This is a genomic window from Kitasatospora terrestris, assembly GCF_039542905.1.
GTDB lineage: Bacteria > Actinomycetota > Actinomycetes > Streptomycetales > Streptomycetaceae > Kitasatospora > Kitasatospora terrestris.
On the sequence record NZ_BAABIS010000001.1, the window covers coordinates 3,952,701 to 3,975,090 of the forward strand.

20 protein-coding genes are annotated in these 22,390 nt (G+C 72.2%); 10 read left to right on the forward strand and 10 right to left on the reverse strand.

What is annotated here, in order from left to right; translation table 11 throughout:
- The first annotated feature begins 5 nt into the window (after positions 1-5).
- Positions 6-1,370: a phosphohexomutase domain-containing protein gene (locus ABEB06_RS18130; RefSeq protein ID WP_345697911.1), complete on the forward strand. Its 1,365-nt coding sequence runs from the start codon at positions 6-8 to the stop codon at positions 1,368-1,370.
- Between the two features lie 63 nt (positions 1,371-1,433).
- Here the strand turns inward: ABEB06_RS18130 and ABEB06_RS18135 are convergent, their stop codons facing one another.
- A complete protein-coding gene (locus tag ABEB06_RS18135) occupies positions 1,434-2,786 on the reverse strand; it encodes a helix-turn-helix domain-containing protein (RefSeq protein WP_345697912.1) in 1,353 nt (450 codons plus the stop codon).
- Positions 2,787-2,970: 184 nt separating this feature from the next.
- Here ABEB06_RS18135 and ABEB06_RS18140 point away from each other — a divergent pair, with 184 nt between their 5' ends.
- Together ABEB06_RS18140 and glgA are read left to right on the forward strand one after the other, a co-directional pair.
- Positions 2,971-3,156, forward strand: coding sequence for a hypothetical protein (locus tag ABEB06_RS18140; RefSeq protein WP_345697913.1), 186 nt, complete (start codon positions 2,971-2,973; stop codon positions 3,154-3,156).
- A 26-nt stretch (positions 3,157-3,182) separates the two neighbouring features.
- A complete protein-coding gene (gene glgA, locus ABEB06_RS18145) occupies positions 3,183-4,373 on the forward strand; it encodes a glycogen synthase (protein ID WP_345697914.1) in 1,191 nt (396 codons plus the stop codon).
- Positions 4,374-4,452: 79 nt separating this feature from the next.
- Here glgA and ABEB06_RS18150 read toward each other — a convergent pair whose 3' ends face one another.
- Both ABEB06_RS18150 and ABEB06_RS18155 read right to left on the reverse strand, forming a co-directional pair.
- Positions 4,453-5,859 (reverse strand): cation:proton antiporter, encoded by a 1,407-nt coding sequence (locus ABEB06_RS18150; RefSeq protein ID WP_345697915.1) that lies wholly within the window; start codon positions 5,857-5,859, stop codon positions 4,453-4,455.
- Between the two features lie 130 nt (positions 5,860-5,989).
- Complete coding sequence (locus tag ABEB06_RS18155; protein ID WP_345697916.1) at positions 5,990-7,099, reverse strand: hypothetical protein; 1,110 nt, start codon at positions 7,097-7,099, stop codon at positions 5,990-5,992.
- A gap of 175 nt (positions 7,100-7,274) precedes the next feature.
- Between ABEB06_RS18155 and ABEB06_RS18160 the strand changes: the two genes are divergently transcribed.
- Positions 7,275-7,730: a GatB/YqeY domain-containing protein gene (locus ABEB06_RS18160; RefSeq protein ID WP_345697917.1), complete on the forward strand. Its 456-nt coding sequence runs from the start codon at positions 7,275-7,277 to the stop codon at positions 7,728-7,730.
- Between the two features lie 85 nt (positions 7,731-7,815).
- Here the strand turns inward: ABEB06_RS18160 and ABEB06_RS18165 are convergent, their stop codons facing one another.
- Positions 7,816-10,026 (reverse strand): transglycosylase domain-containing protein, encoded by a 2,211-nt coding sequence (locus ABEB06_RS18165; protein ID WP_345697918.1) that lies wholly within the window; start codon positions 10,024-10,026, stop codon positions 7,816-7,818.
- Positions 10,027-10,427: 401 nt separating this feature from the next.
- Between ABEB06_RS18165 and ABEB06_RS18170 the strand changes: the two genes are divergently transcribed.
- Entirely contained in the window at positions 10,428-10,751 is a 324-nt protein-coding gene (locus ABEB06_RS18170) for a WhiB family transcriptional regulator (RefSeq protein WP_035864045.1), read from the forward strand.
- A 48-nt stretch (positions 10,752-10,799) separates the two neighbouring features.
- Here the strand turns inward: ABEB06_RS18170 and bagB are convergent, their stop codons facing one another.
- Positions 10,800-11,939: an ATPase BagB gene (bagB, locus tag ABEB06_RS18175; RefSeq protein ID WP_345697919.1), complete on the reverse strand. Its 1,140-nt coding sequence runs from the start codon at positions 11,937-11,939 to the stop codon at positions 10,800-10,802.
- On the reverse strand, positions 11,936-13,000 hold the full coding sequence (gene bagA, locus ABEB06_RS18180; protein WP_345697920.1) for an ATPase BagA: 1,065 nt from the start codon (positions 12,998-13,000) through the stop codon (positions 11,936-11,938). Before bagA ends, bagB begins: the two co-directional genes overlap by 4 nt.
- A 160-nt stretch (positions 13,001-13,160) precedes the next feature.
- Here bagA and sp36 point away from each other — a divergent pair, with 160 nt between their 5' ends.
- The 5 genes from sp36 (at position 13,161) to ABEB06_RS18205 (ending at position 15,771) form a co-directional block, all read left to right on the forward strand.
- Entirely contained in the window at positions 13,161-13,316 is a 156-nt protein-coding gene (gene sp36 / locus ABEB06_RS18185) for a Sp36 family protein (RefSeq protein WP_345697921.1), read from the forward strand.
- 1 nt (position 13,317) lies between these two features.
- Entirely contained in the window at positions 13,318-13,782 is a 465-nt protein-coding gene (locus tag ABEB06_RS18190) for a RidA family protein (RefSeq protein ID WP_345697922.1), read from the forward strand.
- An 81-nt stretch (positions 13,783-13,863) separates the two neighbouring features.
- On the forward strand, positions 13,864-14,718 hold the full coding sequence (locus ABEB06_RS18195) for an NUDIX hydrolase (RefSeq protein WP_345697923.1): 855 nt from the start codon (positions 13,864-13,866) through the stop codon (positions 14,716-14,718).
- A gap of 61 nt (positions 14,719-14,779) precedes the next feature.
- Positions 14,780-14,950 carry a hypothetical protein gene (locus ABEB06_RS18200; RefSeq protein ID WP_345697924.1) on the forward strand — a complete coding sequence of 57 codons (171 nt, stop codon included), beginning with the start codon at positions 14,780-14,782 and terminating at the stop codon, positions 14,948-14,950.
- Positions 14,950-15,771, forward strand: coding sequence for an MBL fold metallo-hydrolase (locus ABEB06_RS18205; RefSeq protein ID WP_345697925.1), 822 nt, complete (start codon positions 14,950-14,952; stop codon positions 15,769-15,771). Before ABEB06_RS18200 ends, ABEB06_RS18205 begins: the two co-directional genes overlap by 1 nt.
- Before the next feature lie 82 nt (positions 15,772-15,853).
- On the opposite strand, the gene ABEB06_RS18210 is transcribed toward ABEB06_RS18205, so the two are convergent.
- From ABEB06_RS18210 to glgX, 4 genes are all read right to left on the reverse strand, one after another.
- Positions 15,854-16,528 carry a Crp/Fnr family transcriptional regulator gene (locus ABEB06_RS18210; RefSeq protein WP_253802339.1) on the reverse strand — a complete coding sequence of 225 codons (675 nt, stop codon included), beginning with the start codon at positions 16,526-16,528 and terminating at the stop codon, positions 15,854-15,856.
- Between the two features lie 156 nt (positions 16,529-16,684).
- Positions 16,685-17,890 (reverse strand): IS701 family transposase, encoded by a 1,206-nt coding sequence (locus ABEB06_RS18215; protein ID WP_345697926.1) that lies wholly within the window; start codon positions 17,888-17,890, stop codon positions 16,685-16,687.
- 149 nt (positions 17,891-18,039) lie between these two features.
- Positions 18,040-20,205 (reverse strand): AGE family epimerase/isomerase, encoded by a 2,166-nt coding sequence (locus tag ABEB06_RS18220; protein ID WP_345697927.1) that lies wholly within the window; start codon positions 20,203-20,205, stop codon positions 18,040-18,042.
- On the reverse strand, positions 20,202-22,340 hold the full coding sequence (gene glgX / locus ABEB06_RS18225) for a glycogen debranching protein GlgX (protein ID WP_345697928.1): 2,139 nt from the start codon (positions 22,338-22,340) through the stop codon (positions 20,202-20,204). The genes ABEB06_RS18220 and glgX overlap by 4 nt, the downstream gene beginning before the upstream one ends.
- Positions 22,341-22,390: the final 50 nt, after the last annotated feature.

Below are 22,390 nucleotides of genomic sequence, written 5' to 3' on the forward strand. Positions count from 1 at the left end.
ACCGCATGAGACCCGAGACCGCCGCCCACGCCGTCCGCACGTACGACATCCGGGGCCTCTCTCCCGAGGAGCTGGACGAGGAGGCGGCGTACCGGATCGGCGCCGCGTTCGCCGGGCTCGTCGGGGCGCCGCTGATCGCGGTGGTCCGGGACATGCGGCTGTCCTCCCCCGCGCTGGCCGGCGCGTTCACCAAGGGCGTGCTGGAGCAGGGCGTGGACGTACTGGACGCCGGCCTCGGCTCCACCGACCGCCTCTACTACCTCTCCGGCCTGCACGGCGTCCCCGGCGCCATGGTCACCGCCAGCCACAACCCGGCGGGCTGGAACGGGTTCAAGCTCTGCCGGGCCGGCGCGGTGCCGGTCGCCGAGGGCAGCGGCCTGGAACGCGTCCGGGCCGCGCTGCTCGGGCCCCGGCCGCAGCGCGCCGCGGTCACCGGCGTCCGCCGGCCGGCCGGACCGGTCGAGGAGTTCGCCGCCCACCTGCGCTCCCTGGTCGACCTCACGGGCCTGCGCCCGCTGACCGTGGTGGTCGACGCGGGCAACGGCATGGCCGGACAGACCGCGCCGTTGGTCCTCGACCACCCGGCGCTGCGGCTGGTGCCGCTCCACTTCGAGCTGGACGGCAGCTTCCCGCACCACGAGGCGGACCCGATGAAGCCCGCCAACCTGGCCGAGCTGCGCGCCCGGGTGGTGGCCGAGGGCGCCGACCTCGGGCTCGCCTTCGACGGCGACGCGGACCGGGTGTTCGCGGTGGACGAGCGCGGCGAGCCGGTCCCGGCGGCGGCCCTGCTGGCGCTGCTCGCGGGACGGCTGCTGGCCGCCGAGCCGGGCGCCGCGGTGGTGCACAACCTGATCGCGCCGCGCTCGGCGGTGGCCGCGGTGGAACGGGCCGGCGGTGTGCCGGTCCGCACCCGGGTCGGGCACTCCCACCTGAAGGCGGCGATGGCCGAGCACCTCGCGGTGCTCGGCGGGGAGCACTCCGGCCACTACTACTTCCGGGACTTCTGGTTCGCCGACAGCGGCCTGCTGGCCGCCCTGCACCTGCTGGCGGAACTCTCCGCGCAGGCGCGGCCGCTGTCGAAGCTGGCGGCCGGCCACGACCGCTGGGCCGGCTCGGGCGAGCTGAACCTGGAGGTGGCCGACCCGGCCGGCGCGGTGGCGGCGGTGGAGCGCTCGCTGGGCGACTCCGGTGCGCGGGTGGACCGGCTCGACGGGCTGACCGCCGAGTTCCCGGACGGCTCCTGGTTCAACCTGCGGGCCTCGCGCACCGAGGCGGTGCTGCGGTTGAACGCCGAGGCACCGGACACCCGCACCCTGGACGCGCTCACCGACCACGTGCTCAGCGCCGTCCGCGACGCCGAACAGAACTGACGCCCAACGACGTTCGGGCCCGTCCCCGCGAGCTGCGGGGGCGGGCCCGGAGGCCGTGGGTGTTCAGCCGCGCTCGGAGGGCAGCGCGGAGGTGGTGCGGCTCGGCAGGGCCAGCAGCCCGACCTCGGCCAGCGCGTTCTCGTACGCGGACAACGCCTCGGCGGCGTGGCCCAGCTCCTTCCAGAGGTCGCCGACGTGCCGCCAGACCGTGGCGTGGTCCCGGCTGACCGGCACCTGGCCGAGCTGCCGCTCGACCGCCCGCAGGGTGGTCTCGGCGTTGTCCCGGTCCCCGCTCATGAACTGGGCGCGGGCCAGGATCACCCGGGCCTCGGCGGCCTCCCAGCGCTGGTTGTTGCGCAGCAGGCCGAGGGCCCGGCTGGCGTGCGCGAGGGCGTCGGCCGGCTTGCCGAGCCGGACCGCGAGCCGGGCCAGGTTGACCTCGTTGCGGGCCTGCTCCATGGCGCTGCCGACGTCCAGCAGGGCCTCCTGGGACTCCTCCAGGAGCTCCTTGGTGCGCTCCAGGTCGGCCTCCGGCATGGAGAGCAGGAGGTACCCGTAGGCACCCTTGAGCAGGGCCTGGTGCCGGACGTTGTCGCTCTCCGCCATCATCGCCAGGGCGCGCTCGGTGAGGGTGAGCGCCTCCCGGATGCGGCCCTGCGAGATGGCGACCACGGCTGCGTTCCAGTACACCGAGCCGCGGGCCACCCGGGAGCCGGTCTGCTCGGCCGCCGGGATGAGCCGGTTGGCGATCAGGTGGGCCTGGGTGAGGTCGCCTCGGCTCTGGTAGCAGCTGATCAGGGTGGCGCCCAACTGGATGTGGTCGTCGGTGACGGCGAGGCCGAGCCCGTCCAGGGTGCGCATGGCGCGCTCACCGATCTCCACGCTGAGCAGCTGGTCGCCGGCGTCGCGGTAGCAGCGGCACAGGGCCACCGCCAACTGCGTCCACTCCGCCGAGCCGGGCACCGACGCCGGGTCCTCGAACAGCGAGGTCAGCATCTGGATCGCGGCTTCCAGCTGTCCGAGCTTCTCGAAGGCGGTGGCCTGCCCGATCCGGGCACGGCGGACCATGGCGTCGCTCAGGAACGGCGCGGCCGCGAGGGCCTCGCTGTACGACTGGAGAGCCTCGCCGTTGGCGCCGTTGCGCATCGCCATGTCGCCGAACGCGATCTTCAGTTCCAGCTCCTGGACCCGGGCGTCGTCGCGGCCCGTGCGCAGGTACTCCACGGAACAGCCGACCCGCTCGGCCAGGGTCTTCAACACCGCCTCGGAAGGGGCCCGCTTGCCGGTCTCGATCAGGGACACGTAGCTGACCGAGATGTCGGCGGAGGCGAGATCCTGCTGGTTCAGCCCCTTCTTCTGGCGCAGCTCGCGGAGTCTCTGTCCGATGCCACTTGTACCGCTCTGTGGTTGCTCCATGTCTCTCCGGTCAACGGCGCCGTTTTACTGACAGTTTTACAGAAGTATCCCCTGCTGGCCAGCGTCTCAAGCGTGAGCCCCACTACAGCCTCAAACCCCCTTCGATCAACGATTGACAAGGTGTGTCAATTTCGATTGACTCCTCCTGTCAACCCGGCCAGTCACTCGCAGAGAAGGCATCACCATGCGTAAGTTCGTCGCGGTCCTGTTCCTCGGTGCAGCTGTGGCCTCCGGCGTCGCACTCACCGCGCCCGCCGCCAGCGCCGGCACGGGCACCGACCCCGGCACCGCCACCACGACCACCACCAACGAGTCGGTGGTCTCCCCCTCGCCGAGCCCCACGGGTCTGACCGTCCCGCAGTGCTGCTGACCCCGGCCGGCCAGGGAGAACCCCCGATGCGCGTCGATCTGCTGACCAGGGAGTATCCGCCGGAGGTCTACGGCGGGGCCGGCGTCCACGCCACCGAACTGACCCGGGCACTGCGCCGGCTGATCGACGTCCGGGTGCGCTGCTTCGGCGCCGAGCGCGCCGAGCACGGCACCACCGCCTACTCCGCCCCCGCCGACCTGGTCGCGGGCAACCCGGCTCTCGGCTTCCTCGGCGCGGGGCTCCGGATGGCGGACGAGTGCACCGGGGCCGACCTGGTGCACAGCCACACCTGGTACGCCAACACCGCCGGCCACGTCGCGGCCCGGCTGCACGGCATCCCGCACGTGATGACCGCGCACAGCCTGGAACCGCTGCGCCCGTGGAAGGCCGAGCAGCTCGGCAGCGGCTACGGCCTCTCCCGCTGGATGGAACGCACCTCCGCGCTCGGCGCGGACGGCCTGATCGCGGTCTCCCGGGCGATGCGCCAGGACATCCTGGACGTCTATCCCGAGATCGACCCGGCCCGGGTGCACGTCATCCACAACGGCATCGACACCGGGGTGTTCCAACCCGACGACTCCACTGCCGCCCTGGAGCGGTACGGCGTCGACCCCGACCGCCCGTACGTGCTGTTCGTCGGCCGCGTCACCCGCCAGAAGGGGCTGCAGCACCTGCTCCGGGCGGCGTTCCACCTGGCCCCGGAGGCCCAACTGGTGCTCTGCTGCGGCCAGCCCGACACCCCGGAGATCGCCGCCGAGGTGGCGCACCTGGTCGAGGAGCTCAGCCGCACCCGCACCGGCGTGGTCCGGATCGACGGCATGCTGGACGGTTCGTCCGTCCGTCAGCTGCTCACCCGGGCCGCCGTGTTCGTCTGCCCGTCGCTGTACGAGCCGATGGGCATCGTCAACCTGGAGGCGATGGCCTGCGGGACCGCCGTGGTCGCGACCGAGGTCGGCGGCATCCCCGAGGTGGTCGAACACGACCGCACCGGGCTGCTGGTGGGCTACGAGCCCCGCCCCGACGGCACCGGCGAACCCGCCGACCCCGAGGGGCTCGCCCGCGCCCTCGCCGACGCCGTCAACCGGCTGCTCGCCGACCCCGGGTTGGCCGCCAAGTTCGGCGCGGCCGGCCAGGAACGGGCCCGGGACGTCTTCTCCTGGGACCAGGTCGCCCGGCGCACCCTGGACGTCTACCGGAGCCTGACCGGCGCGGTCTGACGGCCCGGGGGTTCCGTGGGGCGGTCACGAAGGCGCCGGGCCCGGGAACACCCCCGATCGCGGGCCCGGCGTCATCGGATCACCCCACGGCGCTGCCGTCCCGCTCGGGCTGCCACCGCGAGCCGGCCGGCACGGCCGGGGTGTCGTCCGCCCGGCGTTCGCCCCGCTCCAGCAGGGCGAGCGCCGGACCGGCGGCCATCGTCAGCACCAGCGCCGCCAGCATCAGCAGTTCGAACAGCTCCCGGCCGATCAGCCCCGCCTGGTGGCCCGCGACCAGCACCACGATCTCGGTCAGGCCCTTGGTGTTCATCAGCACCCCGAGCCGCAGCGCGTCCCGCGTGCCGAAGCCCTGCATCCGCCCCACCACGGTGGACACCAGCAGCTTCGAGACCGTCATCACCACCAGGACGGCCGCCAGCCGGCCCAGGAACGCCGGACGCAGCAGGTCACCACCCAGGTCGACCTGCTGCCCCGCCCCCAGGAAGAAGCACGGCAGCAGCGCCGAGGCCAGCAGGCCCAACCCCGCCGGACCCGAGTTGACCGACGGTTTGACAGCCCGGTCGACCGCGGCCCGCCGGCCGTCAGCCCGCTCGCCGGCCCGCTCGCCGGACGGCCAGAGCAGACCCAGCACCAGCCCGCCGAACAGCGCGTGCAGACCCAGCGCCGAGGAGAGCGCCGCCGCCAGGCACACCGCACCCAGCATCGGCACCACGCCCCACTCCCGCCGGCCGTCCGTCACCGGATCCGGCCCGGCGGACGCGGTGCCCACCGCGCTGCCGGCCACCACCCGGCTCGGCACCCGGCCGCCGCTCTGCCGCGCGATCCGCCGCCAGGCCGCCAGCGCCGCGCCGACCAGTGCGGCCAGGCCGAGCAGCAGCAGCGGCAGCTCGATCCGCCCGGCCAGCCACATCGCCACCGCCAGCAGGCACCAGCACGCCCCGTCGCCGATCGACGCCGCGGCCAGCGACAGCCGCCCCACCGGGGTGGCGTCCAGGTGCCGGTCCTGCAGGATCCGGGCCAGCACCGGCACCGCGGTCACCCCGAACGCGCAGGCCAGGAAGATCGCGAACGGCGCGCTGACCTGCGGCTGCCCGGCCCCCAGCCACGGCGCGATCAGCAGCCCCGCGGCCCCCGGGACCAGGAACGACGCCAGCGCCAGCGGCACCGGCGAGTGGTGCCTCCCGGCCGCGGACGCCACCGGCGCCGGCCGCGCGATGTGCGCGCCGATCCCGAACGCGTAGAGCGCCACCGCGATCTGGGCGAGCCCGCCGTACACCGTCGTGGTCGACGGCCCGAACAGCTCCCGGTGCACCCCCGGCAGCAGCCGGCCGAGCACGGTCGGGCCGAGCACGATGCCGACCGCGATCTCCGCCAGCACCGGCGGCTGCGCGAACCGGAGGGCGACCCGCCCCGCCAGCCGACTGAGCGCCAGGATCACCGCGAGCCCCAGCAGGAGACGGGACGTCGGATCTGCGAGCAGTGCCATGGATCGGCCTTCCGGTCGATGTGACAAGACTGTTTACGGCCGGAAACCTATGTAGTCACATCCTGCACTGTCGACGGATCGGCCGGTTCCCGCCCGTACTCTCCGAGGTCCGGGCCCCGCGCACCGCGGTTCAGGCCGAACGGCGACGGCCGAACCACAGCACCCCGTCGCCGGCACCGTCCTGGAGCGCCCCGGTCACCGGCGCCGCCGCCGCGGTGGTCGCCGAGGCGGGGGTGGTCGGCGCGGGGGTGGTCGGCGCGGGGGTGGTCGGCGCGGGGGTGGTCGGGGCGACCACGGTGACCTTCGCCTGCTCGCCGCACATGGTGGTACCGACCAGCGGCCGGTCGACCCGCTCGTTGACGATCGCGCAGTGCCCGATCTCGGTCGCGCCGAGCGGGGTGCCGGCCGGGTAGGAGACGCGGACCCGGTGACCCGCCGACCGCATCGCGAGCAGCTCGGCGCCGGGGCCGTCGAGCCGGAAGGCGGCCCGGCCCTCGCCGCCGGCCCCCGGCACGGCGGCCAGGGTCTTCCAGCTGCCGTCGCCCAGGCGCGTCTCCACCTTGGCACCGGCCGCGGTGTACAGGACGTCGGACAGCCGGTCGTAGTCGGAGCGCGTGTTGTTGGTGAGCCCGGACTCGAACTCGATCCCCGCACCGCCCGCGACCGCCTGCCCCGGCACCGGGGAGAACACCGGGGTGATCCCGCGCACCGGGACGGTCCTCTCCACCTCGCCCAGCGGCTCCGTGGTGCCCTCCGCCACCAGGGTGGTCCGCAGCTTGACCGACTCGATGCCCCCGTTGGTGGCACCGTTGCCCGGGCCGCCCAGCGGGGTGCCGACGAGCAGGTGCAAAATCTCGATCTGGCCCGGCTGCACCGTCACGGTCACCGGCACGGTGCCGGAGTAGACACCGTTGGCGAAGGTCAGCGGCACGGGCTTGGCCGTCCCCCCGTTGGCGTCGTCACTGAAGTTGATCACGAACCAGCCGGCGGGCGCCTGGAAGCCGATGTCGGCGGTGACCTTCAGCTGGGCCTTCAGCACCGTGGTGCCCGGGTTGGAGATGGCGTTGGAAGTCCCCGCCGGGCGGCCGCCGAGGCCGATCGCCTCCGGCATGGTGGTGGTGAGGTACTGCTTCGCCGGCTCGGCGGCCAGCGCGGCCGGAGCGGCCAGCACACCGCCGGCGAGCAGGCCGGCGACCAGGACGGCGGCGGTGCGGGCACGGAGCGAGCTGTTCTTGCGCATGGCGAAGTCCCCCTGGGCACAGTGGTGTTGGGGCCCGGCGGGACTCGCCGCCGGGCGGTTGCGGGTCTCTCTCGCCCGCTCAACCTGATAGACGTGCGGCCCCGCCGGAGGTTGCAGGTGGTTCCGAGGAAATATTTCTGCGCGTCCGGACCGGGGCAAGTGGGAGAATCGGGGCATGACGACGCTCAAGGAGCAGCTGCAGGAGGACCTCACGGCTGCCATCAAGACCCGGGACGAGCTCCGCTCGTCCACCATCCGGCTGACGCTGGCCGCGGTCACCGCCCAGGAGGTGGCGGGCACGACCAAGCGCGAGCTGTCCGACGCCGAGGTGCTGAACGTGATCGCCAAGGAGGCGAAGAAGCGCCGCGAGGCCGCGGAGGCCTTCGAGGGCGCCGGCCGGGCCGAGTCGGCCGCCCAGGAGCGCGCCGAGGGCGAGGTGCTGGCCGGCTACCTGCCGAAGCAGCTCTCGGACGAGGAGCTGACGGGGATCGTCGCCGCCGCGGTGGCCGAGAGCGGGGCCACCGGCCCGCAGGCGATGGGCGCCGTGATGAAGCTGGTGAAGCCGAAGGTGGAGGGCCTGGCCGACGGCGGCCGGGTGGCCGCCGCGGTGAAGGCCGCGCTGGCGGGCTGAGCCGTCGCGCCGGGCACCGGCGCCGAGCACGACGAAGGGGTGGGGCCCGACCGGGCCCCACCCCTTCCGCGTCCGCCGCCGGCGCCTACCGGTGGCCCGGCTTGCCGCCGTTGTTGCCGCCCCAGCCGGGCGGCAGCGTGAAGCCGCCGTTGATCAGCCCGCCGTTGCCGTTGCCGTTGGCGTTGTCCCCGGAGGGCGGGGAGGCGCCGTCGGTCGGCGTGGTGGTCGGGGTCGGCGCCGGGATGTTGACGGTCTGGAACTGGCTCTTCGGGGTCCCGTCGAGCGCGTCGTTCATCGCCATCTGCCAGATCGGGCCGGGGCCGGTGGCGCCGAAGACCGAGTCGAAGTACGTGTTGCCGATCTTCATGTTCTTCATCGACACGTTGCCGCCGACGCCGCCGAGCCAGACCGAGGTGGCCAGCTCGGGGGTGTAGCCGGTGAACCAGGCGGCGTACCGGTTGTCGGTGGTACCGGTCTTGCCGGCGATCGGCCGTCCGTCGTCCAGGCCGAGCGAGGCGGCGGTGCCCTTCTCGGTCACGCCGAGCAGCAGGGTGTTGATGCCGTCCGCGGTGGTCTGGGCCATCGCCTGGGAGCAGTTGGCCTTCGGCACGTCGAGCTTCTTGCCCTCGGCGTTGACCACCGAGGTCAGCGCGACCGGGCTGCAGTACAGGCCGCGGGCCGCGAAGGCGGCGTAGGCGCTGGCCATGGTCAGCGGCGAGACCTCCTGGGTGCCGAGCACCATGGAGGGGACCTGCTTGAGCGGGGTGCCGTTGGCCAGGTTCTTGATGCCGAGCTTGTTGGCCATCTGCTTCATCGGGCAGAGGCCGACGTTCTCCTCCATCTGCACGAAGTAGGTGTTGACCGACTTCGCCATGGCGTCCTTGAGGTTGTACGGGCCGATTTCCTTCTCGGACTCGTTCTGGACCGGGACGCCCTTCTCGTTCCAGTTGCCGTCGCAGGTGGACATCTTCGGGTAGTCCATCTTGTTCGGCGAGGGGTACTCCTGGGAGATCGGCAGCCCGGACTCCAGGGCCGCCGCCGCCAGGATCGGCTTGAAGGTCGAGCCGGGCGAGAAGCCGTTGCCGCCGCCCATGTTTGCGTCGACGTTCAGGTTGAGCACGGTCTGGTTCTTGCCGTTGTCCAGGCCGTACGGACGGGTCTGGGCCATCGCCAGGATCTCGCCGGTGCCCGGCTTGACCATGGTGGCGGCGGCCGAGACCTTGTCGGTGACGTTCACCTTCTTGGTGACCGCGTTGTACGTGGCGGCCTGCTTCGCCGGGTCGATGGTGGTGTAGATCTTCAGGCCGCCCTGGCTCCACAGCTTCTGCCGGTCGGCGGCGGTCTTGCCGAACACCGGGTCCTGCTTGACCACGCGGCGCACGTAGTCGCAGAAGAAGCCCATGCCGTTCTGCGCGGTGATGCAGCCGTTCTGCGGCTCGCGGTACTTGATGCCGAGCGGCGCGGCGAGCGCGGCCTTGGCGTCGTCCGGCGAGATGTGCTTGTACTCCAGCAGCTTGTTGATCACCGTGTTGCGGCGGGTCTGCGCCGCCTGCGGGTGGGCGATCGGGTCGTACGCCGAGGGGTTCTGCACCAGGCCCGCCAGCATCGCGGCCTCGGGGACGGTGAGGTCCTTGGCGCTCTTGCTGAAGTAGCGGTTGGCGGCGGCCTCGATGCCGTACGCCTGGTGGCCGTAGAAGGTGATGTTCAGGTAGTTGGTGAGGATCTGGTCCTTGCTCAGGTCCTCTTCCAGCTTGATGGCGTACTTCAGCTCCTGGATCTTGCGACCCATGCTCTTCTTGGTCGCCTCCAGGAACGCCTGCTGGTCGTCGCCGGCCTGCTCGACGAAGACGTTCTTCACGTACTGCTGGGTGAGCGTGGAGGCGCCCTGGGTGGCGGAGCCCGCCTCGGCGTTCTTGCTTATGGCGCGGAGCACGCCCTTGAGGTCGACGGCGCCGTGCTCGTAGAAGCGGGCGTCCTCGATGTCCACCTGGGCCTGGCGCATGATCGGCGCCATCTGCTCCTTGGTGAGGATGGTGCGGTCCCGGTCGTAGACCTTCGCGATCAGCCCGCCCTTGGCGTCGTAGATCATCGACGCCTGCGAGAGGGTCGGCTGCTTGAAGTCGTCCGGGATGTTGTCGAAGCTGTCGGCGGTGTCCTTCGCCGTGAGCCCGAGCGCACCGACGGCCGGCAGCGCCATCCCGGCGACCAGGATTCCGGCCAGCACGGCGCTGCCCAGGAACTTGACACCGAGCCCTGCCTTGTCGAGGGCGTTGCCCGCGGATCGCTGAGAAGCCATGGAGAGAACCCTACGTCGCGGATTCCCGTACAGGGGGGCAGGTGTTCGCCTACGCTTGTCACAGGTTCGCGACAGCTTCGCTCTGTTCATCAACATCACTCTTGTGAGTGATGAGCTTCGCCCGATTTGCACCGGAAACTCCCCCATTTCCGGAAGAGTCCAGGCCTACACCGTCGCACAGCGTGACCAAATCAGACCTCTCAGTATCTGACAAGGTCTCCGACCTGCGATCACTCCAACGAGTGAGCTAACGGGCACCCATAGTCCGATCGGGTCATTCGAGATTGGGCCCCTAGGGGCTGTTGCGCCGTGCCGTTCTTCCGTAACGTCCTCAACTGGCAGCGGTGAATATGCCGTTGCCGCCGTGGGGGAGCCCCGATTCGGGAGAGGACGGCGCCGGCATGGGCTGGGTGGATGACTGGAGCGCACAGGCGGCCTGCCGCACGAGCGATCCGGACGAATTGTTCGTACAGGGGGCGGCGCAGAACCGCGCCAAGGCGGTGTGCAGCGGGTGCCCGGTGCGCACCGAGTGCCTCGCCGACGCACTGGACAACCGGGTGGAGTTCGGGGTCTGGGGCGGAATGACCGAGCGCGAGCGCCGGGCGCTGCTGCGCCGCCGGCCGACGGTCGGCTCGTGGCGCCGACTGCTGGAGACCGCTCGCACGGAGTACGAGGAGTCGCTGGCCACGGGTGTGGTCCTGCGGGACTACGCGCAGGCGGGCTGACGCTCCGTCCCCCTGACGGAGCGTCCGCCCGTACCGATCCCGTCCCGATCAACCGCCGAGGCGGTCGCCGACCGCCCGCAGGCCGTCCAGGTCGTGGACGTCCCCGGGCAGCGCGGGCACCTCGACGATCGGGACGTCCGGGTAGACCGAGGCGAAGCGGTCCCTGGTGCGTCGCTCCCGGGCCATGATCTGCATCCGCTCGGCGTGCAGCCGCAGCAGTCCGGCGGCCAGCGTCTCGGCCGCCGGGGTCGAGGTCTGGGCGCCGTTCTCCTCCAGCGCCTCGGCGGCAGCCAGGGCGCGCTCGGCCGTGAGCTGGGGGGCTCCGGTCGAGTGCACCCGGTTGAGCACCAGGCCGGCCAGCGGCATCTCGTCCGCCGCCAGCCGGTCGACGAAGTACGCCGCCTCGCGCAGCGCGTCCCGCTCGGGCGCCGCCACCACCAGGAAGGCGGTGCCCTCCGCCTTCAGCAGCTGGTACGTGCGGTCGGCGCGCTCGCGGAAGCCGCCGAACATCGAGTCCATGGCGGAGACGAAGGTCTGCACGTCGGTCAGCAGCTGGGCGCCGAAGATCTTGCCCAGGGTGCCGGTGATCAGGCCCATCCCGACGTTCAGGAACTTCATCGCGGACCGCCCGCCGACCTTGGCCGGGGCGGTCAGCAGCCGGATCACCTTCCCGTCGAGGAAGGAGCCCAGCCGGCTCGGCGCGTCCAGGAAGTCCAGCGCGGAGCGCGAGGGCGGGGTGTCGACCACGATCAGGTCCCAGCGGTCCTCGGCGCGCAGCTGCCCCAGCTTCTCCATCGCCATGTACTCCTGCGTGCCGGCGAAGCCGGCCGACAGGGACTGGTAGAACGGGTTCTCCATGATCGCCCTGGCCCGCTCGGGCTCGGCGTGGGCCAGCACGACCTCGTCGAAGGTCCGCTTCATGTCCAGCATCATGGCCTGCAGTTCGCCCTTGCCGGCCACGTCCTTCACCAGCCGCGGGGTGTTGTCCAGCTCGCTCAGGCCCATCGACTGGGCGAGCCGGCGGGCCGGGTCGATGGTCAGCACGACCACCTTGCGGCCGCGCTCGGCGGCGCGCAGCCCGATCGCCGCGGCAGTGGTGGTCTTGCCCACGCCGCCCGAGCCGCAGCACACCACGATCCGGGTCGCCGGGTCGTCGATCAGCGCGTCGACCTCCAGCCTGGCCGTCATGCCGCCCCCTGCCGCTTGAGCTCGCCCGCCAGCCGGTACAGCCCGGCCAGGTCCACGCCCTCGCCGAGCAGCGGCAGTTCGTACGTCGGCAGCTTCAGCTGCTGCAGGTCGGCGCGCTGCTCGCGCTCCAGCTCGACCCGCTCGGCGTGCTCCCTGGCCTGCTCCAGCAGCGGTCCGAGCAGCGGCTCGACGTGCGCCCGGACCGTCTCCGGCTTGCGGGAGCGGCCGCCCAGCCCGGCCTCGCCGAGCGCCAGCGCGACCTCCTCGCGGTGGTCGCCGTCCACCGCCGCCACTGCCGCGGCGTCCAGCACCGGCGGGCGGACCATGTTCACCAGCACGCCGCCGACCGGCAGTTTCGCCTCGCGCAGGTCCGCGATGCCGTCCACCGTCTCCTGCACCGGCATCTCCTCCAGCAGCGTCACGAAGTGCACCGTGGTCTCCGGCGACCGCAGGACCCGCATCACCGCCTGCGCCTGGGAGTGGATCGGCCCGATCCGGGCCAGCCCCGCGACCTCCGAGTTCACGTTGAGGAAGCGGGTGATCCGGCCGGTCGGCGGCGCGTCCATCACCACCGCGTCGTACACCGGGGTGCCGTCCTGCCCCTTGCGCCGGGCCGCCTCGCAGGCCTTCCCGGTGAGCAGCACGTCCCGCACGCCCGGGGCGATCGTCGTCGCGAAGTCCACGAAGCCGACCTTCTGCAGCGCCTTCCCGGCGCGGCCCAGCTTGTAGAACATCTCCAGGTACTCCAGCAGCGCCAGCTCGGTGTCGATCGCCAGCGCGTGCACCTCGCCGTGCCGGCGGCCCGGCAGCCCCAGCTGCGCGGGGGTCACGGTGGCCACCCGGCGCTCCTCGTACGGCAGCGCGGCGATCCCGAACAGCTCGGCGATGCCCTGCCGGCCCTCCACCTCGATCAGCAGCGTGCGGCGCCCCTGCGCCGCCAGCGCGATCGCCAGTGCGGCCGCGACCGTCGTCTTCCCGGTACCGCCCTTGCCGGTGACGACGTGCAGCCTGACACCCTCCCAGTCCGGGTCGCTCGACGCCGTCGGACTGCTGCCTGCCACGCTCCGTCTCCGTCCGTCGGTCGACCGGCACCCGGCGGTGCCCACACCGCGAGCGTAACCAGCGAGCGACCCCGATGCCGGGAGCATCCCGGCGGCCCGGCTGAATCATGCCCTCTTTGTGTCCCACCTCACACCGGCCGCTCCGGCTAGAGTCACCCCCATGACCAAGTGGGAATACGTCACCGTGCCGCTCCTCGTGCACGCCACCAAGCAGATCCTCGACACCTGGGGCCAGGACGGCTGGGAGCTCGTCCAGGTCGTGCCCGGGCCCAACCCCGAGCAGCTCGTCGCCTACCTGAAGCGGGAGAAGGCCTGACATGAGCAAGGTCGAGGAGAAGCTCGCCGAGCTCGGGCTCACCCTGCCGGAGGTCGCGGCGCCGGTCGCCGCGTACGTGCCGGCCGTGCGCACCGGCGAGTACGTGTTCACCTCCGGCCAGCTGCCGATGGTCGCCGGCAAGCTGCCGAGCACCGGCAAGGTCGGCGCCGAGGTCACCGCGGAGGAGGCCAAGCAGCTCGCCCAGATCTGCGCGCTGAACGCGCTCGCCGCGATCAAGTCCGTGATCGGTGACCTGGACGAGGTCGAGCAGGTCGTGAAGGTGGTCGGCTTCGTCGCCTCCGCCCCCGACTTCACCGGCCAGCCCGGTGTGATCAACGGTGCCAGCGAGCTGCTGGGCGCCGCGCTCGGTGCCGCCGGCGTGCACGCCCGCAGCGCGGTCGGCGTCGCCGTCCTCCCCCTCGACGCCCCCGTCGAGGTCGAGCTCCAGGTCCGCGTCCGGAGCTGACGCGAGCCGGGCGCAGGGCACAACCAGGGGTGCGTGGGGGTACCTGGTTGTGCCCTCGCCGGTTGCCCTAGCATCCCGCCCATGGATCACCCTCCGCTCCCCATGCCCCCCGGCTGGCCTGCCCGGATCCGGGCGCTCGCGGCCGGCGAGCTGACCCCGCCGACCCCGAAGCCGTCGGCCACCGTGGTGCTGCTGCGCGAGGGCGCCGAGGGCCCCGAGGCGTACCTGCTGCGCCGCCGCACCTCGATGGCGTTCGCCGCCGGCATGTACGCCTACCCCGGCGGCGGTGTCGACCCGCGGGACGCCGGGGCGGCTCCCGCGTGGGCGGGCCCGAGCCCCGCCGAGTGGGCCGAGCGGCTGGGCACCGACCCGGCGACCGCGACCGCCGTGGTGTGCGCCGCCGTCCGCGAGACCTTCGAGGAGGCCGGCGTCCTGCTGGCCGGACCGGACGCCGACGGTGTGGTCGAACCGCGCGACTGGACGGCCGAGCGGGCCGCGCTGGAGGCGCACGAGCTGTCCTTCGCCGAGTTCCTGACCGAGCACGGGCTGGTGCTGCGCAGCGACCTGCTGGGCGGGTGGGCGCGCTGGGTGACGCCGGAGTTCGAGGAGCGCCGGTTCGACACCTGGTTCTTCGTGGCGGCGCTGCCGTCCGGGCAGTCGGCGGCCTCGACCGTCGGCGAGGCGGACCGGGTGGCGTGGCTGTCCCCGGCGGAGGCGGTCGCGGGCTACGCGGAGGGCCGGTACGGGATGCTGCCGCCGACCGTCTCGGTGCTGCGGGAGCTGGTCGCGGTCCGTTCGCCGCAGGACGCGCTGGCCGCGGCCCGGTCCCGGACGGTGCGCCCGGTGCTCGGCCGGGCCGAGGTCGCCGGCGACCGTATGACGGTCCGGTGGCCGGGGTATGAGGAGCTGACCATCGACGGGGAGTTCCCGATCTGATGGGATGAGCAGTACATCCGAAGCACGGACCGCCGTGACGACCAGGAAGGACGATCGGCCGATGATCCACAACGACGTGGCTCGCCGGACGGCACCTCGCATGCCCGCCCGCAGCCTCACCCCCCGCACGCTCGCCTGCACCGACTGCGCGGTCCCGGACGAGCCGACCCCGCGCCTGCTGACCCGCCCGCTGCCGCTGCGGGCCCTGGGCCGGACCGAGACGGACGGGTAATGGCCGGTCTCCTTCCCGGTGACCCCGCCGACACCGTCGGCGGGGCCGCCACCCCCCGCGCGCTGTGCGTCCTCGCGCCCAATCCGTCGCCGATGACGCTCGACGGGACGAACACCTGGCTGCTCTCCGAGCCCGGCTCGGACCTGGCCGTGGTGATCGACCCGGGTCCGCTGGACGAGGGGCACCTGCGCCGGGTGGTGCGGACCGCCGAGGAGCAGGGCAAGCGGATCGCCCTGACCCTGCTCACGCACGGGCACCACGACCACGCCGAGGGCGCGGCGCGGTTCGCCGAGCTGACCGGGACGCCGGTGCGCGCGCTCGACCCCGCGCACCGGCTGGGTGACGAGGGGCTGCACGGCGGCCAGCGGATCGAGGTCGGCGGCCTCGACCTGCGGGTGGTCGCCACCCCGGGGCACACCTCGGACTCGCTGACCTTCCACCTGCCGGCGGACGGCGCGATCCTCACCGGTGACACCGTGCTGGGGCGCGGCACCACGATGGTGGCCCACCCGGACGGGCGGCTCGGCGACTACCTGGACTCGCTGCGGCGGCTGCACACCATGGCGTCCGAGCACAGTGTCCGGACGGTGCTGCCCGGCCACGGGCCGGTGCTCGCGGACGCGCTCGGCGCCGTCGACTACTACCTGGCGCACCGGGCCGGCCGGCTGGCCCAGGTGGAGACCGCGGTGGAGGCCGGCTGCCGGACCGCCGCCGAAGTGGTCGCCCGGGTCTACGCGGACGTGGACCCGGCGCTCTGGCCGGCGGCCGAACTCTCGGTCCGGGCCCAGCTCACGTACCTCGAGGACCACGGCCTGATCTGAGCACCGGCGGTACGCGAAGGGCGCGGGGTGTCCACCGGTCCGCGGACCGGTGGACACCCCGCGCCCTTCGGGCCTTCCCGGCCTAGCGGGAGCGGCGGGAGAGGCGCTCGACGTCCATCAGGACGACGGCGCGGGCCTCCAGCTTGAGCCAGCCGCGACCGGCGAAGTCGGCGAGCGCCTTGTTGACCGTCTCGCGGGAGGCGCCGACCAGCTGGGCGAGCTCCTCCTGGGTGAGGTCGTGGGCGACGTGGATGCCCTCGTCGGACTGGACGCCGAAGCGGCGCGACAGGTCGAGCAGCGCCTTGGCGACGCGGCCCGGCACGTCCGAGAAGACCAGGTCGGACATCACGTCGTTGGTCCGGCGGAGCCGTCGGGCGATGGCGCGCAGCAGGGCGATGGACACCTCGGGCCGGGCGTGCAGCAGCGGGAGCAGGTCGCCGTGGCCGAGGCCGAGCAGCTTGCACTCGGTCAGGGCGGTGGCGGTCGCGGTGCGCGGGCCCGGGTCGAACAGCGACAGTTCGCCGATCATCTCGCTGGGGCCGAGCACCGCGAGCATGTTCTCGCGGCCGTCGGGCGAGGCCCGGTGGAGCTTGACCTTGCCTTCGACGACGACGTACAGGCGGTCACCCGGGTCGCCCTCGTGGAACAGCGACTCACCGCGGGCGAGGGTCACCTCGGTCATGGAAGCCCGCAGCTCGGCAGCCTGGTCGTCGTCGAGAGCCGCGAACAGCGCGGCGCGCCGCAGAACGTCGTCCACGAGCTTCCTCCTGCTGGTGTCTGGGCAGTGCTATTCACCACCAAGGATGACGCATGTCGCTCCGATCATATGAGGAGGGGGTGCGGCGGGGGTTGTCTACGGGGCCATTCGCGCCTCGGCCCGCCCCGGTGTCCCGCCCGGCACCACCCGGACGGGTCAGCAGGCCTCGGCCTGCTCACCGAGCTCCTGCAGGGTGTGGAAGCCGCGGGCGGCGGAGACCAGGGTGACGTGGTGGTGCCAGCCCCGGAAGGAGCGGCCCTCGAAGTCGCCGAGGCCGTACTCGCGGTGCAGGCGTTCGCAGCCGCGGGCCGAGTGGTGGCGCAGCTCGGCCAGCGCTACGGTCTCGGCGAGCTGCTCGGCGGGCAGGTTGGTCAGCCAGTAGGTGCGCGGCTTGGGCCGGCCGAACGGCCACTCGGCGATCAGGTGCCGGACCCGGCCGCCGGCCGCGCGCCGGTCGCCGGGGGCGGCGGGGCCGCCGGGCAGCCGGACGGCGAGGAACTGGGAGCGCCGGACGTTGGCGGCCGGTGCGTCGCGCCAGGCGATCACCTCGCGGTGGGCCCGGTCGAGCAGGGCGTGCGCGACCTCGGCGACGGTGCGGGTGTGCGGCGCGCGGTGGTGCACGCCGACCCGGACCGGGTGCCGTCCGACCGGGATGTGGCTGGCCGCGCCGACCTCCAGCAGGTAGCCGAGGCCGCGGTCCTCCAGGCCCAGCAGCAGCGGTTCGACCTGGGACTCCATGGTCCAGTCGGCGAGCACCGGGGCCTGGGGCAGGTCCCAGTCCTGGAGCAGTTCGTCGACCGAGTCGAGCAGGTAGTGCCAGCGCGGCCGGTGCCGCTCGTGGTGCGGGACGTGGGCGCGGTCGCGCAGGTCCTCGTCGTCGTCCCAGTGCCGGGGCAGCATCAGGTGCCAGTTGACCGGCAGGCAGGACTGCGGGTGGACCAGTGAGGTGGCGAGCGCCAGCTGGCAGTTGATGGTCCGCCGCGCGGTGGAGGCGAACTGCCGGGCGACGCCCACCGAGCGGGTGCCGTTCTTGGGGAAGGCGACCTCGTCGAAGGCCCAGGCCCGCGGCGCGGCGGCCGCGGTGTAGGCCTCGGCGAGCTGCCGGCGGATCCAACCCGACTCCCACGTACTGTGGTTGACGAACTGCTGGATGGGCTGGGCGGTCCGCCGGCCGAGCACCTGCTCGGAGATGTTGCTGGGGGTGCGGCGGCCCGAGGCGTGCAGCAGGCCGCGCAGGTACACCTCGCCCCAGCGGCGCTGGTCCGAGCGGGCCAGCGGGGCGAACAGGTCCTGGCAGTACGCGGAGATCTCGTCCGTACTCTCTCCAGCGAGCGGTTCGCCGGGCCGCGTCAGTGTGCGCACGTCGATCCTCCGGGAGTCGGAAGCGGTCGGAAAGGGGGGTGGACAGAGCCCTGCCCTCCCTCGGTGTGTGGGGGGTTCACCGCGGGAGGGCAGGGTGGGCCGGGCGGAGCCGGCTGGGGGTGGCGCGGTGGGGGTGAAGGGGGGACGGGTCAGTCCCGGTCGCAGCTGCCCTCGTCGTCGAGCTCGACGACGAACGCGTCGGTGGCGAGCAGGGCCTGGGTGACCTCGGGCAGTGCGCAGCCGACGATCACGAACTCGACGTCCAGGCCGATCTTGGCGCGCTGGAAGAGCAGCTCGTTGATGGCGGGCCGGGTGATCTCGGTGGTCTTGCAGAGGTGGAACTCCACCCGGCGCGGCTCGACGGAGAGCGCCTCGACGAGCGCCCGGCGGAACTTGTCCAGCTCGTCGCGGTCGATCACGCCGTCGCAGTGGATGTGCGCGGTGTTGCCATCGAACTCGCTGGTGACCCGCAGCCGCATGTCGGCCGGCTCGACGTCGACCCGGACCTTCAGCGGGACGTCGCTCTCCGGCAGGTTGACGGTCAGCGCCTTCGGGTCGAAGTCCAGGTACGGCTGGTCGTCGATCCAGACCCGGTCGATCTGGACGGTGCCCTCGGGCAGCAGGTCCGGGGAGACCCGCAGCACGCGGCCGGGGAAGGTCTCCGGCAGCGGCCGGAAGTGCAGGGTGAGCGGCGAGGAGGTGAGCAGCAGCCCGGTGTAGGCGGCGGCCAGGTAGCACAGCTCCAGCGCGTGGTAGCCGGCCATCGAGTGGCTGCCCTTGAGCCGCTCGGTGCCGAGCAGGTACGGGATGCCGTTGGCGAGCACGTTGAAGTACACGCCGCCGTCGTCGTAGTCCAGGAAGAAGGCGTTGTAGAAGGCGGCGGCCTCGCGGGCGAGGCGGCGGTGCTCGGGGTCGCCGTCGACGCCGGCCAGGATCAGGTAGGCGAGGATCGACTGCTCCTGCTGCCACCAGGCCTTGCGGTCGTGCCAGACCAGGCGGTGCGCGCCGCTGGCCGGGTCGGCCCGGCGGTCGACCACGTCGTACCAGCCGCCGCGCTGCTGGTCGCTGCCGACCGGCGGCATGATGTCGGCGATCCGCTCGGCGAGGGCGGCGTACTCGGGCTTGTCGCGCAGGGCGCGGATCCGGGTCAGGTTCCAGGCGATCTTGAGGTTGTGGCCGACCACGGCGCGGTCCTGCTGCCAGCCCCAGGTGCGGTCGGGGCTCCAGTCCTCGTGGAAGCGCTCCTGGACGAACGGGCTGTTGGGCTCGTCCGGGAAGTACTTGGTGATGGTGTCGGCGGTGTTCTCCAGCAGCTCGGCGAAGTCCTCGCGGCCGGTCGCCAGATAGGCGTTGATCAGGTACGCGGGGGCGTGGTCGCCGACCGAGTTCCAGTTCTTGCGGGACCGGTTGCGGCCGAGCGAGTCGGCGCGCGGGTCCATGGTGATCGGGTCGAGGTGGGAGAAGAAGCCGCCCCGGTCCTCGTCCTTGAAGTAGCGGTGGAACAGCGCGACGGTGCGGTCGATGTCCTCGAGGATCCGCGGGTCGCCGGTGATCCGGTAGGTCTGGGTCGGGCCGGCCAGCGCGTAGATCTGCTCGTACATCGGGATGGCGTCGAAGTCGTCGCCGAACTCGGAGGCGAAGACCTTGCGCTGGCCCGAGCTGGTGATGTCGATGCCGTGGTACCAGTAGGCGACGCCCTCGCGCTCGTCCACCACCCGCATGTGCTCGCGCAGGTAGTCGGTGCCGGACTGGGCCGCCTCCAGGAAGCGGTCCTCGCCGGTCAGCATGAAGGCGGTGGCGAGGCCGTAGACCAGCCGGGAGATGGTGTCGGTCTCCTGGCGGACGTCCTGGCCGGCGAACTCGGGCAGGTGGGTGCCGCTCAGGGTCAGCTTGGTGCGGAAGTTGCGCCAGTCGTACACCCCGTCGGGGAAGTGCCCGCGCAGGTAGAAGTCGGCGATCTCGGCGGCCTGCTGGACCCACCAGGTCGGCTTCTCGAAGACGTAGGCGCCGCGGGTCTCCTCGGGGAAGGTGATCTGCCGGGCCTCGATCCGCTCGCCGCCCTCCCACTGGTAGAAGAGGCCGTGGACGAAGACGAAGCGCCCCTCGGCGAGCATGTCCCGGGTGGATCCGCTGGTGTCCCGGCGCTCGTCGCCCAGGTTGCGCACGATCTCCGACCCGATCAGACCGTCGAGGTGGATGGTGAACTCGCGATCGTCCGAGGTCCGCAGGCCGAACCTGTCGTGGACCGGGTCGAACGAGGTGACGTAGCCGGCGATGCTGTCCGAGTACGTGCGGCGGGCTGCAGGTGCGCTCATCGGGTGACTCCATCGTCGGGCAGGGCGGTCAGGACGACCACGCTGCGGCCGTGGGCGTGGAAGAGGTGGCCCTCGACAGGGGCTTCCGCGCCCGGGGGGAGGATGTCGTTGGGGCTGGTCCGGGCCGTGTCGACGGACCTGGCCCAGTAGTGGCCGGGGAGGTGGGGAAGCTCGAAGTCCAGGCCGAGGTGGTACATGTTGAAGATGACGTGCAGGTCGGGTTCGCCGTCGAAGCCGGCCAGGGTGAAGCTGAGCACCCGGGCGTCGGTGTCCTCCCAGCCCGGCTGCTCCAGCCTGGTGCCGTGCCAGGTGACGTCCGGAAGATCCCGTTCGTTGCGGCGCCCGGAGAAGAACCGGGGCGCGCGCAGTGCGCCGTGGCGCTTGCGGAAGGCGATCATCTCGCGGAAGAACCGCTGGACGTCGACCTCCTTCTCGGCCTGCTGCCAGTCCAGCCAGGCGATCTCGTTGCCCTGGCAGTAGGCGTTGTTGTTGCCGAGCTGGCTGTTGCGGAACTCGTCGCCGGCCAGGATCATCGGCACGCCGCGGCTGAGCAGCAGGATCGCGGCGTGGTTCTTGATCTGCCGCACCCGCAGCTGGTCCACGTCCCAGGCGTCGGTCGGGCCCTCCACGCCGCAGTTCCAGCTGAAGTTCTCGTCCGAGCCGTCCGCGTTGGACTCGCCGTTGGCGTGGTTGTGCTTGCCGTTGTAGCTGACCAGGTCGTTCAGCGTGAAGCCGTCGTGGCAGGTGATGAAGTTGATGCTGTTGGTGGGGAGTTCACCGGCCTTGGCGAACAGGTCGCGGGAGCCGCCCACCCGGGTGGCCACGGTGCCGACCATCCCGGCGTCGCCGCGCACGAACCGCCGGACGTCGTCGCGGAACGGACCGTTCCACTGCGCCCAGCGCTTCCCCGGGAAGCGGCCGACCTGGTAGAGGCCGCCGCCGTCCCACGGCTCGGCGATGATCTTGGTGTCGGAGAGGATGCCGGACAGCTCGATCCCCCACAGCACCGGCGGGGTCTCCATCTCGTAGCCCTCGGCGCCGCGCGAGAGCTCGGAGGCCAGGTCGAAGCGGAAGCCGTCCACGTGGTGCTCGGTGACCCAGTACTCCAGGCACTCGATGATGAACTTCGCCACCGCCGGGTGGTTGGCGTTGATCGCGTTGCCGCAGCCGGTGAAGTCCATGTAGTGCCGGCGGTCCTGCGGCCACAGGTGGTAGTACACCTCGTTGGCCTGGCCCCGGAAGCTGATCGTCGGACCGTGCTCGTTGCCCTCGCTGGTGTGGTTGAAGACCACGTCCAGGATGACCTCGATGCCGGCCTTGTGCAGCGCCTTCACCATGTCGCGGAACTCGGTGATGTGGGTGCACTCGCACGGGTCGGAGCAGTACGAGGTGTGCGGCGCGAAGAAGCCGAACGGGTCGTAGCCCCAGTAGTTGTGCAGCGGCGCGCCGTTCGGGCCGGTGCGCAGCACCTGGCGCTCGTCGAAGTCGAAGACCGGCAGCAGCTCGACCGCGGTGACGCCGAGCTCCTTCAGGTACGGGATCTTCTCGACCACGCCGGTGAAGGTGCCCGGGTGGCGCACCCCGGAGGTCGGCGAGGAGGTCAGGCCGCCGACGTGCATCTCGTAGATCACGGTCTCGGACAGCGGGCGGCGCAGCGGCTCGTCGCCCTCCCAGTCGTAGCTGTCCAGGTCGACGACCATGGAGCGCATCGAGTAGGCGCAGTTGTCCTCCGGGCCGACCGCGCGCACCCGGTCCCACAGGGTGTTGACGTTGGCGCGCGCGTACGGGTCCAGCAGCACCTTGCGGTGGTTGAAGCGGGTGCCGGACTCCTTGGTGTGGCGGGGGCCGTCCATCCGGTAGGCGTAGGTCTGGCCGACCTTCAGCCCGGAGACGTGGCAGTGCCAGAAGTGGTAGCTGCGGTGCTCGTCCGGTTCGAGGTTGATGATCCGACTGGGTGCCAGGTCGTCGTGCTTGTCGAAGAGCAGCAGCTCGACCCGGTTGGCGTGCTCGGAGAACACCGAGAAGTTCACGCCGTCGGCGTCCAGCGTCGCGCCCAGGGGCTGGGAGCGCCCCGCCGTGACTCTGGCCCCGGCGAGGCCCTCCAGGGCCACCGGGATCTCTTGACTCGTTGTCATCGTCTCTGCCGTTTCTCTCGGTGCGGCTGGGAAAGGTGGCGCGGTGGCAC

Excerpts from the sequence above, each read along its gene's own strand:
- ABEB06_RS18150 (WP_345697915.1), bottom strand. The coding sequence starts at position 5,859 with ATGGCACTGCTCGCAGATCCGACGTCCCGTCTCCTGCTGGGGCTCGCG.
- ABEB06_RS18170 (WP_035864045.1), top strand. The coding sequence starts at position 10,428 with ATGGGCTGGGTGGATGACTGGAGCGCACAGGCGGCCTGCCGCACGAGC.
- ABEB06_RS18190 (WP_345697922.1), top strand. The coding sequence starts at position 13,318 with ATGAGCAAGGTCGAGGAGAAGCTCGCCGAGCTCGGGCTCACCCTGCCG.
- glgX (WP_345697928.1), bottom strand. The coding sequence starts at position 22,340 with ATGACAACGAGTCAAGAGATCCCGGTGGCCCTGGAGGGCCTCGCCGGG.
- ABEB06_RS18205 (WP_345697925.1), top strand. The coding sequence starts at position 14,950 with ATGGCCGGTCTCCTTCCCGGTGACCCCGCCGACACCGTCGGCGGGGCC.
- bagB (WP_345697919.1), bottom strand. The coding sequence starts at position 11,939 with ATGACGGCCAGGCTGGAGGTCGACGCGCTGATCGACGACCCGGCGACC.
- ABEB06_RS18200 (WP_345697924.1), top strand. The coding sequence starts at position 14,780 with ATGATCCACAACGACGTGGCTCGCCGGACGGCACCTCGCATGCCCGCC.
- ABEB06_RS18155 (WP_345697916.1), bottom strand. The coding sequence starts at position 7,099 with ATGCGCAAGAACAGCTCGCTCCGTGCCCGCACCGCCGCCGTCCTGGTC.
- ABEB06_RS18220 (WP_345697927.1), bottom strand. The coding sequence starts at position 20,205 with ATGAGCGCACCTGCAGCCCGCCGCACGTACTCGGACAGCATCGCCGGC.
- ABEB06_RS18195 (WP_345697923.1), top strand. The coding sequence starts at position 13,864 with ATGGATCACCCTCCGCTCCCCATGCCCCCCGGCTGGCCTGCCCGGATC.
- ABEB06_RS18135 (WP_345697912.1), bottom strand. The coding sequence starts at position 2,786 with ATGGAGCAACCACAGAGCGGTACAAGTGGCATCGGACAGAGACTCCGC.
- ABEB06_RS18160 (WP_345697917.1), top strand. The coding sequence starts at position 7,275 with ATGACGACGCTCAAGGAGCAGCTGCAGGAGGACCTCACGGCTGCCATC.
- ABEB06_RS18140 (WP_345697913.1), top strand. The coding sequence starts at position 2,971 with ATGCGTAAGTTCGTCGCGGTCCTGTTCCTCGGTGCAGCTGTGGCCTCC.
- ABEB06_RS18165 (WP_345697918.1), bottom strand. The coding sequence starts at position 10,026 with ATGGCTTCTCAGCGATCCGCGGGCAACGCCCTCGACAAGGCAGGGCTC.
- sp36 (WP_345697921.1), top strand. The coding sequence starts at position 13,161 with ATGACCAAGTGGGAATACGTCACCGTGCCGCTCCTCGTGCACGCCACC.
- glgA (WP_345697914.1), top strand. The coding sequence starts at position 3,183 with ATGCGCGTCGATCTGCTGACCAGGGAGTATCCGCCGGAGGTCTACGGC.
- ABEB06_RS18130 (WP_345697911.1), top strand. The coding sequence starts at position 6 with ATGAGACCCGAGACCGCCGCCCACGCCGTCCGCACGTACGACATCCGG.